The organism is Paenibacillus sp. FSL K6-1096, assembly GCF_037977055.1.
Lineage (GTDB): Bacteria > Bacillota > Bacilli > Paenibacillales > Paenibacillaceae > Paenibacillus_AQ.
On sequence record NZ_CP150274.1, the window covers coordinates 436,323 to 454,414 of the forward strand.

Annotated in this window: 17 protein-coding genes and 1 pseudogene; 5 read left to right on the forward strand and 13 right to left on the reverse strand. The window is 56.3% G+C overall.

Annotated features, from left to right (window positions below; genetic code table 11):
• Positions 1-50 precede the first annotated feature (50 nt).
• The 3 genes from MHI24_RS01880 (at position 51) to map (ending at position 2,407) form a co-directional block, all read left to right on the forward strand.
• On the forward strand, positions 51-848 hold the full coding sequence (locus MHI24_RS01880) for a pentapeptide repeat-containing protein (RefSeq protein WP_340026582.1): 798 nt from the start codon (positions 51-53) through the stop codon (positions 846-848).
• A gap of 164 nt (positions 849-1,012) precedes the next feature.
• Positions 1,013-1,633, forward strand: coding sequence for a helix-turn-helix domain-containing protein (locus MHI24_RS01885; protein ID WP_340023872.1), 621 nt, complete (start codon positions 1,013-1,015; stop codon positions 1,631-1,633).
• A gap of 24 nt (positions 1,634-1,657) precedes the next feature.
• Positions 1,658-2,407: a type I methionyl aminopeptidase gene (map, locus tag MHI24_RS01890; RefSeq protein ID WP_340023873.1), complete on the forward strand. Its 750-nt coding sequence runs from the start codon at positions 1,658-1,660 to the stop codon at positions 2,405-2,407.
• 741 nt (positions 2,408-3,148) lie between these two features.
• Here the strand turns inward: map and glp are convergent.
• The 8 genes from glp to MHI24_RS01930 all read right to left on the reverse strand — a co-directional run bounded on the left by glp (position 3,149) and on the right by MHI24_RS01930 (position 9,506).
• Entirely contained in the window at positions 3,149-4,441 is a 1,293-nt protein-coding gene (glp, locus tag MHI24_RS01895) for a gephyrin-like molybdotransferase Glp (protein WP_340023874.1), read from the reverse strand.
• Between the two features lie 115 nt (positions 4,442-4,556).
• Complete coding sequence (locus MHI24_RS01900) at positions 4,557-5,063, reverse strand: DUF4178 domain-containing protein (RefSeq protein ID WP_340023875.1); 507 nt, start codon at positions 5,061-5,063, stop codon at positions 4,557-4,559.
• Between the two features lie 25 nt (positions 5,064-5,088).
• Positions 5,089-5,499, reverse strand: a complete 411-nt coding sequence (locus MHI24_RS01905; protein WP_340023876.1) for a DUF350 domain-containing protein — start codon at positions 5,497-5,499, stop codon at positions 5,089-5,091.
• A gap of 125 nt (positions 5,500-5,624) precedes the next feature.
• The gene (locus MHI24_RS01910; protein WP_340023877.1) at positions 5,625-6,293 is read right to left on the reverse strand and encodes a PspA/IM30 family protein; all 669 of its coding nucleotides are present in this window, start codon (positions 6,291-6,293) and stop codon (positions 5,625-5,627) included.
• A gap of 69 nt (positions 6,294-6,362) precedes the next feature.
• Entirely contained in the window at positions 6,363-6,713 is a 351-nt protein-coding gene (locus MHI24_RS01915) for a hypothetical protein (RefSeq protein WP_340023878.1), read from the reverse strand.
• Between the two features lie 36 nt (positions 6,714-6,749).
• The gene (locus tag MHI24_RS01920; RefSeq protein WP_340023879.1) at positions 6,750-7,682 is read right to left on the reverse strand and encodes a dihydroorotate dehydrogenase; all 933 of its coding nucleotides are present in this window, start codon (positions 7,680-7,682) and stop codon (positions 6,750-6,752) included.
• Entirely contained in the window at positions 7,675-8,379 is a 705-nt protein-coding gene (locus tag MHI24_RS01925) for a dihydroorotate dehydrogenase electron transfer subunit (RefSeq protein WP_340023880.1), read from the reverse strand. The genes MHI24_RS01920 and MHI24_RS01925 overlap by 8 nt, the downstream gene beginning before the upstream one ends.
• 86 nt (positions 8,380-8,465) lie before the next feature.
• Positions 8,466-9,506: an NADH:flavin oxidoreductase/NADH oxidase gene (locus tag MHI24_RS01930; protein WP_340023881.1), complete on the reverse strand. Its 1,041-nt coding sequence runs from the start codon at positions 9,504-9,506 to the stop codon at positions 8,466-8,468.
• A 195-nt stretch (positions 9,507-9,701) separates the two neighbouring features.
• Here MHI24_RS01930 and MHI24_RS01935 point away from each other — a divergent pair, with 195 nt between their 5' ends.
• Positions 9,702-10,583, forward strand: a complete 882-nt coding sequence (locus MHI24_RS01935) for a polysaccharide deacetylase family protein (protein ID WP_340023882.1) — start codon at positions 9,702-9,704, stop codon at positions 10,581-10,583.
• A 190-nt stretch (positions 10,584-10,773) separates the two neighbouring features.
• Here the strand turns inward: MHI24_RS01935 and MHI24_RS01940 are convergent, their stop codons facing one another.
• Positions 10,774-11,454: a 3D domain-containing protein gene (locus MHI24_RS01940; RefSeq protein ID WP_340023883.1), complete on the reverse strand. Its 681-nt coding sequence runs from the start codon at positions 11,452-11,454 to the stop codon at positions 10,774-10,776.
• A 396-nt stretch (positions 11,455-11,850) separates the two neighbouring features.
• Between MHI24_RS01940 and ppk1 the strand changes: the two genes are divergently transcribed.
• Entirely contained in the window at positions 11,851-13,968 is a 2,118-nt protein-coding gene (gene ppk1 / locus MHI24_RS01945) for a polyphosphate kinase 1 (protein WP_340026583.1), read from the forward strand.
• On the opposite strand, the gene MHI24_RS01950 is transcribed toward ppk1, so the two are convergent.
• The 4 genes and pseudogenes from MHI24_RS01950 to MHI24_RS01965 form a co-directional block, all read right to left on the reverse strand.
• Entirely contained in the window at positions 13,916-15,442 is a 1,527-nt protein-coding gene (locus MHI24_RS01950) for a Ppx/GppA phosphatase family protein (protein ID WP_340023884.1), read from the reverse strand. The two genes, ppk1 and MHI24_RS01950, sit on opposite strands and share 53 nt — an antisense overlap.
• A 223-nt stretch (positions 15,443-15,665) precedes the next feature.
• A complete protein-coding gene (locus MHI24_RS01955; protein WP_340023885.1) occupies positions 15,666-16,388 on the reverse strand; it encodes an amino acid ABC transporter ATP-binding protein in 723 nt (240 codons plus the stop codon).
• Positions 16,375-17,031, reverse strand: a pseudogene (locus MHI24_RS01960) (amino acid ABC transporter permease); the annotation flags it as partial. The gene MHI24_RS01955 and the pseudogene MHI24_RS01960, both read right to left, overlap by 14 nt.
• Before the next feature lie 140 nt (positions 17,032-17,171).
• The gene (locus tag MHI24_RS01965) at positions 17,172-17,993 is read right to left on the reverse strand and encodes a transporter substrate-binding domain-containing protein (RefSeq protein WP_340023886.1); all 822 of its coding nucleotides are present in this window, start codon (positions 17,991-17,993) and stop codon (positions 17,172-17,174) included.
• Between the last annotated feature and the right edge of the window lie 99 nt (positions 17,994-18,092).

Consider the following 18,092-nt stretch of genomic DNA (forward strand, 5'->3'; position numbering starts at 1 on the left):
TATGGAGGTATTTTGCTTTGATCCAGCATCAAGAGCTTCATTCCGATTGTATGAGCTGCTTTGGCCTGTGCTGCGCCGCTCTCCCTTTCGCGGCTTCCTCCGACTTCGCGATCGATAAAAATGCCGGACAGCCCTGCCCTAATCTGCGTGCGGATTTCCGCTGCGGCATTCACACCGGGCTGAGGGAACGCGGCTTCCGCGGCTGCACGGTGTACGACTGCTTCGGGGCCGGCCAGAAGGTCTCCAGGCTGACCTATAACGGGCGGGACTGGCGGCAGGCCCCCGAAACCGCCGGGCAGATGTTTGAGGTCTTCCTGGTCATGCGCCAGCTTCATGAGCTGCTGTGGTATCTGCTGGAGGCCCTCTCCTTCCCGGGCACTGAGGAGTTGCAGGAGCCGCTAATGCGCATGGTGGAGCAGACGCAGGAGCTGACCTTTCTCCGCCCTGAGCAACTGCTCCAGCTTGAGGTGCATGTTCACCGGGCGGAGGTCAATGAGCTGCTGCTGCGGGCCAGTGAACAGACCCGTGAGGCTCGCCGCGCACAGCTGCGGCCTGCGCCCAAGCGCCAGAAGAACTACGGCCGGGGCGCAGACCTAATAGGCGCCAAGCTGCGCGGCGCGGATCTCCGTTGCCTCAGCCTGCGCGGGGCGTATCTGATCGCCGCCGATCTCAGCGGTGCGGACCTGCGCCATGCCGATCTGATCGGCGCAGACTTCCGCGACACGAATCTGAGCGGTGCGGATCTGCGGGGCAGCCTCTTCCTTACCCAGGCGCAGCTCCAGGCCGCCAAGGGCAATTCGGCCACCCGGCTGCCGGAGGGTCTTACACATCCTGAACATTGGCTATAGCGGCAAGCCGCTATTAGACAAGCCACCCGGGGAGAGTCATCTCCCAGGTGGCTTTGTTTGTGCTGGGCATCTTATGCGTTCTGGACAAATTCCTTGTTATTTAACAGCCAATGTTTTATATTGACATTACAGCAGGTCAAAAATAAATGAGGTGAACGGACGGAATGACTCCCCGCACGAAGGAACAAAACGAGGAAATCCGGCTGCGGCGTCTGGCGCAAATCCGGATGGCTGCGGCCGATGTATTCTTAACAAAAGGCCCGCTGCTGGAGATCCGGGATGTGGCTGTTGAGGCCGGTCTCGGCTATGGCACGGTGTATCATTATTACAGCAATAAAGGGGATTTGCTGCATGATCTGTTATGGGACGCGCTGGGCCGGGCCGGGGTATGGCTGAAAAACGGGCCGGGACAGGCGATCCGCCCGGGGCCGCCGGATGGTGCGTCTCTAGGGATTCTGCTGCTGCAACTCTGGGCAGAGGATCACGCCGTGTATCTGCTCTATAAGCAGGCCGCCGAGGGCTTCCCGACGCTGCCTGAAGCGCGGTCCTCCCCGCTCTCGGCTGCGTATCGCCAGGAGCTGCTCACTCCGCTGACTGCGGTACTGGGCAGGAGTGCTGCGGCAGATGAAGCGGTTGAGGCTCGCGCAGATGCAACTCCATCGCCGGCCCGGCTCCAGCAGACGGAATGGCTGCTGGCCGCCCTTGCCGGCTGCGCTTCACTGCCCTTGCACCGCGGACAGCTGGCTGAAGAAGCCCTGGAGATTGTCCGGGTCCTGAATCTGTAGAAACTATAAGGAGCGTTTACATCCATGATTATTCTGAAATCAGCCAGAGAAATTGAAGAGATGCGGCTGGCAGGGCAGATTGTTGCCGACTGCTACCGGGAGGTATCCAGGCTGATTCAGCCGGGAATTAGCACCATGGAGATCAATGATTTCGTGGCCAGACATATTACCAAGCTGGGCGGCAAGCAGTTTACCAAAGGCTACAACGGGTTCCCTGCCGAGACCTGCATCTCGATTAACGATGTGGTGGCCCATGGCATCCCATCGAAGAGCAGGATTGTGATGGACGGCGATCTGCTGAAGCTGGATATCGTTGCCGAATACGGCGGCTGGTTCGGGGATTCGTGCGTGAGCTATGCGGTCGGCCGGATCACGCCGGAGGCGCAGCGGTTAATGCAGGTGACCAAGGAGTGCCTGGACCTCGGAATCGCTAAGGCCGTTCCCGGAGCCCGGCTGGGCGATGTCACCTCAGCCATCCAGCAACATGCGGAAGCTCACGGCTATTCGGTCGTGCGCGATTTGCTTGGGCATGGCATCGGCCGCAGCCTACATGAGGAGCCCAGCTACGAGCATGTCGGCACCGCCGGCAAAGGCGTCCGCCTCAAAGAAGGCATGGTCTTCACCATCGAGCCGATGATCAATGAAGGCACTTACCGGATCACGATAGACGATGACGAATGGACGGCCAGAACGGCAGACGGTAAGCTCTCAGCGCAATACGAGCATACGATTGCGGTCACCGCTGACGGTCCGCTGATTTTAACGGCACAATAACAATAGCCCCCTCCTGTCTCTTATTGAGAGCACTGGAGGGGGTTGCTTTGTAACCGGGTGTTGTGCTGCTAAGTCGAGCTGATGCGCTGCCGGGTGGTCATTTGGTGCTGTTGCTGGAGGCGGCAGGGTAACTTTGTGCTTCATTATTGTGAATTTTTCATATGATGAAATTACAGAATGATGGCGTTGTGGTTGAAGGTTGCTGGTGCTTCGTGCCGCGCCATTCGACTTTCGCGCCTCAGCCGCACCCGATGTGGTCGGTTTTTCGATTACGTTTGGCCCGCGCGCCTCCGCCATGCCTAATGTGGTCGGTTTTTCGATTACGTTTGGCCCACGCGCCTCCGCCATGCCTAATGTGGTCGGTTTTTCGATTACATTTGGCCCGCGCGCCTCCGCCAGGCCTAATGTAGTCGGTTTTTCGATTACATTAGGCCTACGCGCCTCCGCCATGCCTAATGTGGTCGGTTTTTCGATTACAATTTGGCCCGCGCGCCTTCAGCGAGCCAATTGTATGCTGTTTTCCGCATACGTTTGGCTCCCGCACCTCGTGCCCGACCATTGTGTCCGGTTTTTAGCATACATCCCGCTCACGCGCCCCATTCCTGCTCATTGTGTGCGGTTTTTAGTATACATTCCGTCCACGCGCCTCGCCCCAACCCAATGTATTCGCTTTTTCGCATATATCCCGCCTATAAGCAGCAATGAGCCTCAAGAATCTGCCGGAGGCGGGCTACTGCTCTGTCACCCCCTAAGCTCCCCGGGAAGCTTAAGCACCTGGACCATGTCCCCTGCCCGGAAGGGTTCGCTGTCCGGCGGAATTACGATCAGGGCATCGCTGTCTTTGATCGTCACCGTCACGGAGGACTCGTCAACAGTGGCAGGATGAGCAAAGAGCCGTCCTTCCCTGATCTCCAGCCGGGCCCGAACATAGCGGGTGAAGCTGTTCGTGCGAGTATAATCTGCCCCTAAGTGAGCGGTCCATTCCGGTAATTCCGGCTGGTCCGTGCCCTGCATCATGCCGATCACCGGACGGGCGAACAGCTGAAATCCGACGAAGCACGCTCCCGGATTACCGGACAGGGCCAGCAGAATCGTCCCGCCGCGCACCGCTGCCGAGGTAACGCTGCCGGGGCGCATGGCGATTTTGTTGAACAGCATCTCTCCGCTCCGCTCGCGGATGAGGTCGCCCATAATGTCATAATCTCCGACAGAGACGCCCCCTGTTGTAATTACCAGATCGCAGCTCTCCAGCGCCATCTGCACCTTGCTGCGGGCCAGCTCCAGATCATCAACGATCGCACCCAGCATCACCGGCTCTCCGCCTGCCTCGCGGATGAGCGCCTCCAGCATGGGAGAATTACTGTTGCGGATTCTCCCCGGCACCAGCGGCTCGTCCACCTCCAGCAGCTCCGAGCCGGTCGCGAACACCGCGACCTTTGGTCTACGCCGCACAGGCACCTCCGCCACCCCAAGCGCAGCCAGTACCGCAATGTCGCCGGGCCCAATGATTCGGCCTTCAGGAAGAACAGGATCACCTGTGCTTAACTCTAACCCGCGGGGGGTAATATGCTGTCCCGGTGCTGCCGGTTTGCGTATCCCCACATATTGGATCCCCTCCCTGGTCCGGCTCTCCGTGGCCTCCAGCATAACTACCGTGTCGGCTCCTTCCGGCAACTGTGCACCCGTCATAATCCGCGCAGCCGTTCCTGATGTAACCGCTCTGGAGGCCACAGCCCCGCAAGGGATCACATCGGCAACCTCCAGCCACACCGGGCTATGGTCATCAGCCTCAGACAGATCGGCCGCGATCACGGCATAACCGTCCATCGCCGAACGGTCGAACGCCGGAAAAGGATGCGGCGCCTGAACAGCACAGGCCAGAATCCGTCCGCTGCTGGCATTCAACGGCACCTCTTCGGTCGCAAGCAGCTTCGCGTAGGGCTTAAGCAGCGCCTGTGCCTCTGCCACCTGAAGCACTGTGCGTTGAAATTTGCCGCCGGTATATTCCTTGTTCTCATTCTCCTGGTTAGCCATTTGTCTGATTCCTCCTTCGGTAAGGTATAACAAAAGAGATGCACGGGCCTGAACCCAGGACCATGCATCCCTTCCTTACTCAACCTTCAATTGTCTGCAAACATATTCCTTCTGCTTAAGACGCACGGATGACCCGGACATCCGCTGAAATGACAGCTTCTCCTTCATAGAGCATGAACCGGCCGTTCTGCCATTCCACCCGGAGCAGTCGGGAGTCATCCGACTGGTATTGCCAGACATGCTGCTCCCCGCCGTTCATGTAAGGCGTCTGGCCGGTGACCGCCGCATATCCTTCATATTCTTCCTCCAGATAGAACATCCGGTCATCCAGCTCCAGCGTTGCCGGTACCTCGGAAGGACTGTCCAGCCGCCCGTCGATCGGATGGTACAGCCTGTATTGCAGCTCCTCACGCTCTTCGATATACAGATAGGCGATCCGGCTGCCGTCCCGCAGAGTCAGCACAGCGGCATTTCGGCCGCTGGTTTTGGTCCGTCCGGTCACCTCATAGGTGACCAGCGATACCTCACAGATGTCTCCGGGAGCCAGATCTAACATGCTCTTAGGCGCCGCCGGTGCTGCCGGCTTCGAGAAGAGACTGCCGATTCTTTTGAACAGACCCAAGTGCCACCACTCCTCCTTAACTCTCTTATCCACGTATAAATGCAGCGATTATTAATGCTCCTGTCACATGCAGTGAGCCTGCCATCAGGCCGTAGCCCACCTTGCCCAGCTGTGTGCCATGGTCCAGTTCAAGCTTGCCCCACTTGGCCATCAGCTGCTCCACACTCTTCTCCAGCACAAATAACAGGATAAAAGATACAACAGAGACGATCAATGCGGTCCCGAGCCGGTTCGCCGCCGCTATGGATGCCGACAGGATATAAGCCTGTGACAGCAGCTTCATGACCAGCCGGGTCGTCACGGCCATATTGCCTGCCTTCAGCTCCTCCATATCATTATAACGGGTAAACTGTGAATCCACGAGCATCAGCACACACAGCAGCACCGCGCCGCTGACCGTCCACACTACCATGGACACCAGGGTATCGAAATCCATTGCTTCAGCCCCCGCGTTCATATTTCCTTAATCAGGATGACAAACATAAAGCGAAGGGGAAACTGTTCGTTCTGTCTCCCCTTCGCCTGTGGACAACCACCAGAAGTCCGGCTTATGCCAATATGTTATTGTTTCTCGTATTGCTTCATCAGGGCTGCCAGTTCATCCTCTACCGCCTGGTCCTTGCCCAGCTTCTCAAACTCATCGTCCAGTGAACGGTTGCCCGAGCTCATCTCGTTGCTGGCCTCAGCTTGGGCTTCGGCCTGGAGCATCTTGTCCTCCATCCGCTTCAGACCAGCGGTAGCCGAATCGGTGCTGAATCCGCTCATCGCCTTGTTGATTTCGGTCTGGGCCTTCGCCGCATTGTAACGGGCCACGAGCGTCTCCCGCTTGTTCTTCATCTGGTTCAGCTGCTTACGCATCTCTTCCAGCTTGCCGCGGAGATTATCGGCCGAAGCCTTGTTCTGGTCGAAGCTGGCTTTGTATTCTACAAGCTTAGCCTCAGCCGACTTCTTCTCTTCCAGTGCGCGGCGCGCCAGATCGGCGTTACCGGCCTGTGCGGCAGCATGGGCCTGCTGGTTACGCTTGTTCACCAGAGCTTCCTGTTCTTCGTATAGCTGCTTGAACTTCTTCTCAATGGCGATCTGCGCGGCTACCGCTTTCTCGGCGTCCTCCAGATCCTCTGTCATATCACGGATGTACTGGTCGGTCATCTTGACCGGATCCTCCGCTTTATCGATAATCGCATTAATATTTGACATGGTCAGGTCACGCAATCTTTTGAAGATAGACATGGTTCATTCCTCCAAAATAAAAGTTAGTTGCTCATTTGGTATCTTTTACGCAGAGAGAAGAAATTCGTTTCAAAAAAATGTTCGCGTCTTCTGCAATAAATATTGCTCCACTTTGCGGTCCACAATATTTACGGCTTCTCTGATGCCCTCGCGGCTCAGGTTGTCGTAATGAATGCCCATTACTACCGTGACGGTCCGGTTCAGCGCAGCCGCAGCCTTCAACGCAATGGCTTCACTGATCGTATGCTCCTTATGATGGGGGACGGCGGAGGTCATGACCCGGGCTGTATCCCCGTCCATGTAAGCCGTGCTTGCCGCACCGATGTGGCGGACTCCTCCGGTAATCAGCAGCAGCAGGTCCCGGCCCACCTCCACCTCGGTCAGCTTAATGTCATCAGGATGCGGCTGATCCATTGTCATGATAGAATTCCCCCTCCCCCATATATTAACCATTATCTACACAATACCACGGATTTCATCCAGTGAGGAGATATTCTCTTCCGCCATCAGCTGCTGCAGCTCTTCGACCAGCGTGTGGCCCGCCCGCAGATTCATGAAGTTGTAGGTTCCCACCTGAATTACAGTAGCTCCGGCCATAATGAATTCTATGATATCCGTCGCGGAAGTGATTCCGCCCATCCCGATAACCGGAATGGTAACCCGTTTGGACACCTGATGCACCATGCGCAGGGCTACCGGCTTGATGGCCGGTCCCGACAAACCGGCGTAGAGATTGTTGAACACGCTGCTGCGGCGGCGGATATCGATCTTCATGCCTGAGATGGTGTTGATCAGCGAGACGGCATCTGCGCCCTCAGCCTCACACATGACAGCCATCTCCGCGATATCCTCCGCATTCGGCGACAGCTTGACGGCCAGCGGCAGGGAGGTCGCCGCCCGGACTGCCCGGACCACCTCCTGCGCAGCCGGTGTCTTCACGCCGAAGGCGATGCCGCCCTCCTTCACATTCGGGCAGGAGATGTTCAGCTCGATCATGTCCACCGCAGGCTTGCCCGCAAGCCCGCGGGTATCCGCATCGCGCTGGATCAGCTCCGCTCCCAGTACATAATCCGCCAGTGTGTTGCCGCCCAGGTTCACGATCCGCGCGGTGTCCAGTGTCTCCCAGTAAGGCAGCTCCTTGGCCAGGAAGGCCTCGACCCCCGGATTCTCCAGCCCTACACTGTTCAGCATACCGGAAGCTGTCTCATAGACGCGAATACCGGGGTTCCCGGCTTTGGCGTGGAGGGTCAGGCCCTTGCCGGAGATTCCGCCAAGAGCCGATACATCATAGAGTCTGCCGTACTCACGGCCGAAGCCGAACGTCCCCGAAGCCATCACAATCGGATTCTTGAAGGATACACTGGCGATTACAGCTGAGGTATTAATCATGGAACAGCACCTCCTCTGCCAGGAAGACTGGACCATCTGCGCAAGCTTTGCGCTGTCCGTCCTTGCAGGATACACTGCAGACCAGACAGGCGCCGATTCCGCAGGCCATGCGGTTCTCCAGCGACAAATACACGTCAGGACGCTTGCCCGAAGCAGCGGCGGCAATCCCTTTGAGCTGTGCAGCCTTCAGCATCGGATGCGGGCCGCACACAAAGATATGATCATAAGCGGTGAAATCGACACTGTCCAGAATCAGCCCGCCTACATCAACGGTCAGTCCGGCAGCATAGGGGCGGAAGGCTTCGGTGCGGTAAGACTCCCGGCTGAAGCCGAGATAAATATCGCTGTCCGGAAGCTCCTGAGCGCAGTAATAGAGCGGAGCAATACCGATTCCGCCGCCTACCAGCGCCACCCGGCCCTCCACCTTCGGGAAGCCGGAGCCGAATGGCCCTTCCAGCTCCAGACTGTCGCCCGGGTTCAGCCCGGCCAGAATCTCCGTGCCTTCCCCTACTACGTGATACAAGAAATCCACACCGCTGTCATTCACCTGATGGATGCTGAGCGGTCTGGACAGCAGCGGATAGGCTCCCCATGCCCGCAGCATGTAGAACTGCCCCATCTCCCCGCCGTTACCGCCTTCCACTACAAGGTGGTAGACTCCATCCGCCAGCCGCTCATTACTAATCACCGTCGCCACGTTATCAAGCTCCTTCAAATTTTATCTTATTAACCATGCCTTAGAAGGAGCTTAAAATCTGTGACATTCTTCACAATTAGGGCCTTCTATTTCTTGTTCCAGACTCCGCGCTCGTAAGGCTTCGGTATATCAGCCGGATCAATTCCGCCTAGCGCCTCCGCCGCATGAAGCACCCAGTACGGATCACTGAGCATGCCTCTGCCTACAGCCACAAGCTCAGCCTTCGCTTCCGTAATAACTGCCTGCGCGTCCTCATACGATTCCAAACGCCCTACTGCAATAACAGGAACCTGCAGTCCGCTGCGTATGTACTCCGCAAGCTCCACCTGATACCCCGGTCCGGCTCCCGGCCCGCCATTTGATCCGATCGGGCCCTCTCCGCCGGACGAGACATGGAACATATCTACGCCAGCCGCCTGGTAGCGGCGGCAGAATTCAAGCGCATACGCTTCATCATATCCGCCATCCACATATTCACGGGCGGAGACTCTCATCAGCAGCGGCATTTCAGCCGGCAGCACCTCCCGCACCGCCTTCACCACCTGCTCGCCGAACAGAATAGGATCACGGCCGTACTCATCATCCCTCACATTAGAGAGAGGCGAATGGAACTGGTGGATCAGGTAGCCATGCGCCCCGTGAAGTTCGACGGTATCGAAACCGGCTTCTACCGCACGGCGGGCTGCCTCCCTGTAGGACGTCACCAGTCCGGCGATCTCCTCCCGGGTCAGCGCCCTGGGCGTGGCGTAAGTCTCATCGAACGGGATGGCCGAAGGGGCCACCGGGGGCTTGGCATCAACAGCCTTACGGCCGGCGTGTCCGAGCTGGATGGCAATTGCGGCACCATAGGCATGAACGGCGTCGGTGATCCGCTTGAACGGGGTGATTTGTGCGTCATCCCAGATTCCGGTGTCCCTGTCCGTAATCCGACCCTCCGGGTGGACTCCGCTCATCTCTACAATAATGAAGCCAGTACCGCCGACAGCCCGGCTGACATAATGCACGTGATGCCAGTCGGTTGGAATACCGTCCTGCTTCTCCACCGCATACTGGCACATGGGCGGCATGACCACACGGTTCTTCAGCGTAAGAGCCTTCAACTCATAAGGGGTAAACAAATCGGTCATTCTGGTCTCCATCCTTTCCGTTATTTTGATTGGCGGGTAGTTGCCCGTACGGTTAAGTATACAACGATTTATAGGTGTGAGACATCTCCGAATCGCCGGGCTGACCGGCAAACAGCATAAATTTACAGTGCCTTGGAAATAACAACCCTTATCATGCAAAATAACCGGAATCGCGGATACAGGAGGCGTACCTTAATGAAGCAATTAACCTTCCGCCGAATCTTACTCTTAATCACCCTCATCTCCCTGGCCCTGCCCTGCTCCCCGCCCGCTGCCGGATTAGTCTACGCTTCTGCAGCACCGGCCGTGACGCCGTTGTCACCTCCAGGGGAATCCCCCGCAGAAGAACAGGCGGTTCCTGCCGGCTCCTCGGCGGCCCAATCTTCTGCGGCCAAGCATAAACGTCATCCAGGCAGCAAAGGGCTCTCCCTCAGCCAGCTGCTGCACAAATACCCGGACACAATCAAGACGCAGGGGCCCCGGAGGAAAATGGTCGCACTGACCTTCGATGATGTGCCTGATCCGCGCTTTACGCCGCAGCTTCTGGATGTCCTGCGCAAATATAAGGTCAAAGCCACCTTCTTCGTGGTCGGCAGCCGTGCGGAGAAGCACCCGGCGCTGGTCGCCCGGATGATCCGGGAAGGCCATGCCGTCGGCAATCACTCTTATAATCATCCACAGTTCACCAAGCTGAGTGTAAATCAGTTCCGCACCCAGATTATCCGGACAGAGAATATAATTCAGCTTCTGGCCGGATACAAGCCAAGATTGATCCGCCCGCCTTACGGCGACATCAATGAGCAGCAGCTGAAGTGGGCGAAAGCGCACGGCTACAAGCTGGTGAACTGGAATGTGGATTCCCTGGACTGGAGAGGACTGTCCAAAGCCCAGGTGAAGCATAATATCCTCTCCAGGGCGGGCAGAGGAGCCATCATCCTCCAGCATGGCGGCGGCGGCCGGGGCAGCAATCTTCAGGGCACCCTGCAGGCGCTCCCGGACATCATCCGCACGATCCGCAGCAAGGGCTATAGCTTCGTTACCGTCCCGCAGATGCTCCAGGTCAGCAAGGGCAAATGATTGTGTAGCTAATTCTACAAGTGGAAACGACTTTGCCGTCCTTTTAAAGGACGGTTCCGTTTCAGCGAGAAATAGAAGGATAGGTTATCGTGTGAAACATATAAATTCATATATTTCAAAAAAAGAAACAAAATCCGGCGTTCTGCCGGTTTTGTTTCCTGAAGGAATGGTGCAATATGCGGTTATTGGTTTATTGAATAATATACAATTGTACATACTGGTAGCCGAAATCGGCTACAAAGCTCTGGCTGCCCGGAATAAAGATATCGATCCGGTTGCCCTTGATGGCACTGCCCATATCCGATGCTGTCGCCAGGAAGGCCTGCTTCGGCAGTCCGGGATGGGTGTAGCCGGTAACAAGCACCTTCGTACCAAGCGGAATGACACTAGGATCAACAGCGATAGTCCCCAATTTAAGCGCATTGCCGAAATAATCGACGGCCCCCCATTTCCCATTCTCACTCGCTGCCGAGGAATAGGCGGATGCCTTCACCTGCAGCACCTTGGCATAATTGAATTCCTTGCCCCAGGCTTGAACGGTATTGGTAGCAGATTGTACGCTGAAGGCCGGGAGGTCCTGCGCCTCTGCGGCAGCGGGAGCAGCCTCGGCATTTGCCACTGCGACCGTCTTGGCCTGAACATCGCCGGGGATTGTGAACTTCAGTCCCGGATAGATGTTATTGGCCGGAATTTGCGGATTCGCATTCATAAGCTCTTCTACGCTGATGCCATAATGATTGGATAGAGTATAATAAGTAGTAGTCTCTCCAGCGATATGTACGCTGTCAGCTTGAACGGGAGCGGCCTGGAGCATGGCGCCGAGTCCCAGTGCAGCCGCCAGGGCTGTAATGGCTCTGAATCTGATGGTCATGAATAGCCTCCTTCATTAGTGGGCGCCGGGATCAGCTCAAGCATCCCTTCGGCGGCGCCAAGATAACGCTGGACCTATCATTGCTTGGGTTTCAGGTCTCTGTAACGCTAAATGCTGCGGTCTGTAAACTAACAGTTATGAATATATCACAAGTTTGTAACCTTTGGCTATGCTTTTGTTACCACTTGGAAATATTTTATGCATTTTCGGCTGTTTTTCCGACCATAAATATTACATAATGTTAATCATTCGGGAAGTCCCGAATGCGGGCAGACAGTTTTTTTGTGTTCAGCGCGAAAATTTAACACAGATTTAACATTTCTCCCCCGGGCAAATAGTAGAATAATAGAATATGAACACCACAACAGACATTGAAGCAAATTTGGAGGGTCCACGATCGTGAATGCAGATGAGAAAAAAAACAATCATATCAGTCCTGCAACAGCCTATCTTAACCGCGACCTGAGCTGGATTGAGTTCAACCGCCGGGTGCTTGGCGAGGCCCAGGACCCCGAGAACCCGCTGATGGAGCGGGCCAAATTCCTGGCTATCGTCTCCAGCAACCTGGATGAGTTCATCAGCGTCCGGGTTGCCGGCATTCAGGATCAGATCCGGGCAGGCTATACCAAAAAGGATTTCACCGGCTACACCCCCTCCGGCCTGTACAAGCGCCTGATCAAGCGTGTAGGCAAAATTGTCACCGACCAGTACCGCACTTTTAAGGATATTCAACGTAATCTCCACAAAGAGGGCATCGTGTTCGTCGATTATGAGGATCTGACCCCGGCCCAGGAGCAATCCATTGAAGAATATTACCGTGATATTATCTTTCCGGTTCTTACTCCGATGGCTGTTGACCAGAGCCGTCCGTTCCCGCTGGTGCACAGCCAATTCATCTACCTGGCGGTTGTACTGACGCGCAAGAACAGCCAGGAGGAGGAGCCTTATTTCGCCATTCTGCAGATTCCGTCCAATCTGCCGCGCTGCATTCCGCTGCCGCACCGGTCGAACAGCAAGAAGCGGCAGTTCGTCTTCATTGAAGATGTGATCCGCCATCATATCCGCACCCTGTTCAGCGGTTATGACCCTGTAGCGGTCAACGAATTCCGGCTGACGCGCAATTCCGACCTGACGATTGATGAAGAAGGCGCGGAGGATCTGCTGGAGGAGATTGAGAAGGAGCTGCGCAAGCGGCGGCGCGGAGTGCCTGCCCGGCTGGAGGTGCAGAAGGGCATTCACCCTTATGCGCTGGAGCAGCTTCAGGCTGAATTCGAGCTGGAGGATTTCGTATTTGAGATCGAGGGCCCGCTGGATCTCGGCTTCCTGCGGGGCTTTGTCGGCAGCCTGAAGGGCTTCAGCTATCTGCATTACGTTCCGGTTGAACCGATGTATCCGGCAGAGTTCGAGGAGAATGAGGATTTCTTCGAGGTGCTGAGCGAGCGTGATGTGCTGGTCTATCACCCTTATGAATCCTTTGATGCTATGACCGACTTCATTATCCAGGCCTCTGAGGATGAACAGGTCATGGCGATTAAGATGACCCTGTACCGGGTCAGCGGCAATTCCCCGCTGATCACCGCGCTCGCCCACGCTGCCGAATCCGGCAAGCAGGTTACGGTTGTCGTGGAGCTGAAGGCCCGCTTCGATGAAGAACGCAATATTGCCTGGGCGCGCAAGCTGGAGCAGGCGGGCTGCCATGTCGTCTATGGCCTGGTCGGCCTCAAAACCCATGCCAAGGTCACGCTGATTGTGCGCCAGGAAGGCCCGGAGCTGCGCCGGTATGTGCATGTGGGCACAGGGAATTACAATGACAGCACAGCCAAGGCTTACACGGACCTCAGCCTGTTCACGGCCAACCACGACATCGGCCTGGACGCCTCGGAGCTGTTCAACCAGATGACAGGCTATTCAGCCAATCACAACTGGAATTCCTTCATCGTAGCGCCGACCAATATGAGCCTCTCTCTGCAGAAGCTGATTCTCCGTGAAGCGGAGCATGCCGCTGCCGGAAGACCTGCGCGGATTATTGCTAAGATGAACTCGCTGTCCAACCAGGAGGTCATTGACTATCTGTACAGCGCAGCCCAGACCGGGGTATCCATAGACCTTATCGTCAGAGGCGTCTGCTGCCTGCGTCCCGGAATTGAAGGCCTCAGCGAGCGGATTACCGTCCGCAGCATTGTGGACCGCTTCCTGGAGCATTCGCGCATCTATTACTTCGAGAACGGCGGGAACCCGGAGGTCTACCTGTCGAGCGCCGACTGGATGACCCGCAACCTGACCCGGCGGATTGAGCTGATGTGCCCGGTGAAGGACAACGTGATCCGGGGGCAGATCGTCAAGATTCTGGAGCTGTCCCTGATGGACAATGTGAAGTCCAGCTTCCTGCAGCCCAACGGATATTATGAACGCGCAGACGACAAAAAGGCCCCGCTAAGGAGCCAGTTCGCCGCTATGGAGGTTACCCGCTGGAAGGGTAGCCGAGCTTTACCTTCACCGACCAAGCATTCCTGAACGCTTTGAGTGCATTCTCAATGTCCTCCAGGCCGATCAGCACCGCTCCGCCCTGCAGCTCCAGATCAAGCGTATGATTGTGCAGACGGGCCTTCAGACCGCTGACCACACCGATCTCGGTGCTGTCCAGGGCGATGCTTAACTGCACCAGTGTGCCCAGCTTATGAACCCACTCCTCGTCGGAAGCCAGCAAAATGTCCTTATGAATCTGGGACAATTTCTGCTTCCGGCTTTTGGTGCTGTACGAGGCAATGAAGGCGCTAAGAATAAGCTGCCGGTGCGTCAGCCCGCGGATCGGGGAATTCATCAGCCAGTAATGCGTATGCCGCTTGGACTGGTAATAGTTAATATTGGAGCCGGTCCGGTGCAGCATCACGGCGACATAGATCAGCTTCTCCTGCTCCGCCCGGTCCCCCTCCGGCCCGAATGCGCCCAGCAGGCTCCGCGCCAGCTTATGGATATGCTCCAGATGGCGCTTCGATGTGCGGATGTCAAAGCGGATAATGGTGTCCAGACTGTACTCCAGCGCACTGTCCCGCACCGGCTGCTCCGGGTTGAGCAGATCATGCAGCATCCCCTCACGCAGGCCCTCTCCGCTGATCAGTGCCTGGCTGGCCCCGATGTAATGGTAGACCGTATGAAAAATAATCAGCCCGGATACGATGATATCCGCCCGGCTCTTCGACAGTCCGTCCAGATCCTTGCGCTTCTCATACGGGGTCGCAGGTAGAACCTCCATAAACCGCTCGATGGTCTCCCCCTCCAGCACGTACCCATGAGAATTAGGCAGGGAATAATCCCGGCTCTTCTGGTCGAGCTTGCCCAGTGAACGCAGCGTACCGCCAAGCCCGTAGAGCGGCAGGCCTGTCCCCGTTGTCAGCCAGTCATGCTCCACCAGCCTGCCGGTTACGTACAGCTGCAGCTTGCGGATCTGCTCCGCGTTCCAGTTGCCGCTCTGGCTGAACATCAGATTGGTGTTGACCGCCCCGAACGGAAAGGAGATGCTGTGCTGATGCCGCCGCCCGCGGAACAGGGTAATCTCCGTACTGCCGCCCCCGATGTCAATGACGAAGCCATCCTGAACGTCGAACGCATTGATCACCCCGAGGAAGCCGAAATAAGCCTCCTGATGCCCGCTGACCACTTCGATCCGGACAGACGAAGCCTCGGACAGGTAGCTGATAATCTCCGCCGAGTTCGCGGCATTGCGGATGGCCGCGGTGGCCCCGGCGCGGATCTGCTCCACCCCGAATTCATCACATATCTGCTTGAACTGGCGGAGGACAGGGACTACCGTGTCCATATCCTTTTGTTCGAGTCTGCCTTCTTTCGTAATCTTCTCGCTCAGACGGGCAGAGTATTTGCATTCCTTGATGATTTTGTAGCCGCCGGCAGGTGTCGTATCATAGATTACCAGCCGGATGGAGTTGGAGCCAATATCGATAATGCCGATCCGGCGCAGATCCTCTCTCATCTCTGTGCACTCCTTTTCTAGTAGACTGATCATTTGTATACTATATCACCCATTCTGGGCTCAGCCAAAATAAAATAACCCCATAATGTGGGATTATGGAGCCAGAAAAGCAAAACACCCCCACAAAGTGAAGCTTTAGCGTAGGCGATGACTCAGGTACTTTGCGGGGACCCCAAAACAAACAGCCGCTGAAGCAGGCTTCAGCGGCTATTGCAGCGCAATCTTACAGCACCTTGCTCAGGAAATCACGGGTACGGGCATGCTTCGGATTGCCGAAAACCTCGGCAGGCGAGCCCTGCTCCACAATGACTCCGCCGTCCATGAACAGAATACGGTCGCCGACTTCACGGGCGAAGCCCATCTCGTGCGTCACAATGACCATGGTCATGCCGCCCAAGGCCAGCTGCTTCATGACCTCCAGCACCTCCCCGACCATCTCGGGATCGAGCGCCGAGGTCGGCTCATCGAACAGCATCACATGCGGCTGCATGGCCAGCGCCCGGGCAATCGCGATCCGCTGCTTCTGGCCGCCGGAGAGCTGAGCCGGATAGGCATCCCGCTTATCCTCCAGACCAACCGTACGCAGCAGCTCCAGCGCAATCTTCTCTGCTTCCGAGGACTGCTGCTTGCGTACCTTAATTGGAGCGAGCATGATGTTCTGCAGCACGGATTTGTGCGGGAACAGGTTGAACTGCTGGAATACCATACCCATTTTCTCACGGGTCACGTTAATATCATGCTTCTTCGCGGTAATGGATGCTCCCTCGAACTTGATCTCGCCGCCGGTGGGCTGCTCCAGCAGATTCAGGCAGCGCAGCAGGGTGCTTTTGCCCGATCCGCTGGGACCGATGACAACCACAACCTCGCCCTTGTGAATGTTCAGATCAATGCCCTTCAGAATCTCCAGCTTGCCGAAGCTCTTGCGCAGGTTCTTAACCTCGATCATCGGTATTCAGCCTCCGTTCCAATATGCCCAGCAGCTTCGATAAGGTGAAGGTCAGTACGAAATACATGACAGCAATCACCACCAGCGGACTGAGTCCTTCATAAGTAATCGTGGTGATCGTTCTGGCCTCAAACAGCAGATCGGCAACACCGATCATCGAAACGATGGACGACTCCTTGATAATCGTAATGAATTCGTTCCCGATTGCCGGGAGTACGTTCTTCAGCGCCTGCGGCAGAATGATGTAGCGCATGGTCATCCCCTGCTTCATGCCAAGCGAACGCGCCGCCTCCATCTGTCCGCGGTCCACCCCTTGAATCCCGGCGCGGAAGATCTCCGCCAGATAGGCCGAGCTGTTAATCGTAAGCGTGATTGCACCCGACTGGATCGGGGTCAGGGAGATGCCGAACTCCGGCAAGCCGTAATGGATCAGGAACAGCTGCACCAGCATCGGCGTCCCGCGTAAGAATTCCACCCAGGCGGTGGCGATGAAGCGCAGAATTCTCCACTTCGACATCCGCAGCAGCGAGATCACAATCCCCAGCACGAAGCCGAAGAATACCCCCATCACGGCAAGCAGCAGGGTATACTGCAGACCGGATAAGAAGAAATTACGGTATTCATAAGCGATATCAAATACACTCATTAACTACTACCCTCCTCTACTCAAAAAAATAGAAAACAGCGGATCACCGCCATTTTCCCAAAAAAGAAACCAGCTCCCGCAGTTGCCTGCGGGCCTGTGTCCATTCTGCTAACCGGTTGGTTCTGTGATGCCGCGTCTTATTTGCTCTCGGCCAGCTCGCTGGCTGCCGTTACGAACTCATCGATCTTGCCTTCGCTGTTCAGGCGGCTAAGCGTCTTATTCACTTGATCCAGCAGCTCGTTATTGCCCTTCTTCACGCCGATAACATAGCCGTCATCTTCCACTTCAGGCTTGGCATCGGTAATGACCAGGCCTTTGACGTTCTTGACGAAGGACTTGGCAACCGGCCCTTCCATAATAGAAGCGTCAACGCGGTTGGACTGCAGCTGCAGGACGATCTCGGAGATTTTGCTGAGGGAAGTGAGCTTTGCGCCTTCAATGCCCTTGGCGATATCTTCCTGGATCGAACCGGTCTGAATGCCGATCTTGGCCCCCTTCAGCGAGTCCATCGTTGCGAATTTGTCTTTGTCCGCTTCACGGACCACTACGGCCTGCTCAGCCTTGTAGTAAATCTCGGACAACCCGACGGCTTCCGCACGTTCCGGTGTCGGGCTAAGGCCCGAGATCACCATGTCAATCCGTCCGCTGGACAGCTCATTCAGCAGAGAGTCGAACGGAAGATCCTTGATCTCCAGCTCCTGGCCCAGATCAGCGGCGATCTCCTTGGCAATCTCAATGTCGAAGCCGACAATCGTATCCTGGCCGTCCACCATCTTGTGGAATTCATATGGCGGGAAATCCGCGCTTGTGCCCATGATCAGCTTCTTAGCTGCTGGCGCATTGGTGGCCGCGGCATCGCCGCTGGCAGCTGTGTTGTTCTTATCGTTATTGGAGCCGCATCCGGCCAGTAGTCCCGCTGCCAGCAGCAGCCCCATCGAAAGTTTAGCCCATTTGTTCATTAGTTTCTTTCTCTCCTGTTCATATTATGTTCTGTTTCTGTTCGTCCCTTTGACCGACTTATTATAAATCACATCGTATGAATATGCAAAGACGAATTT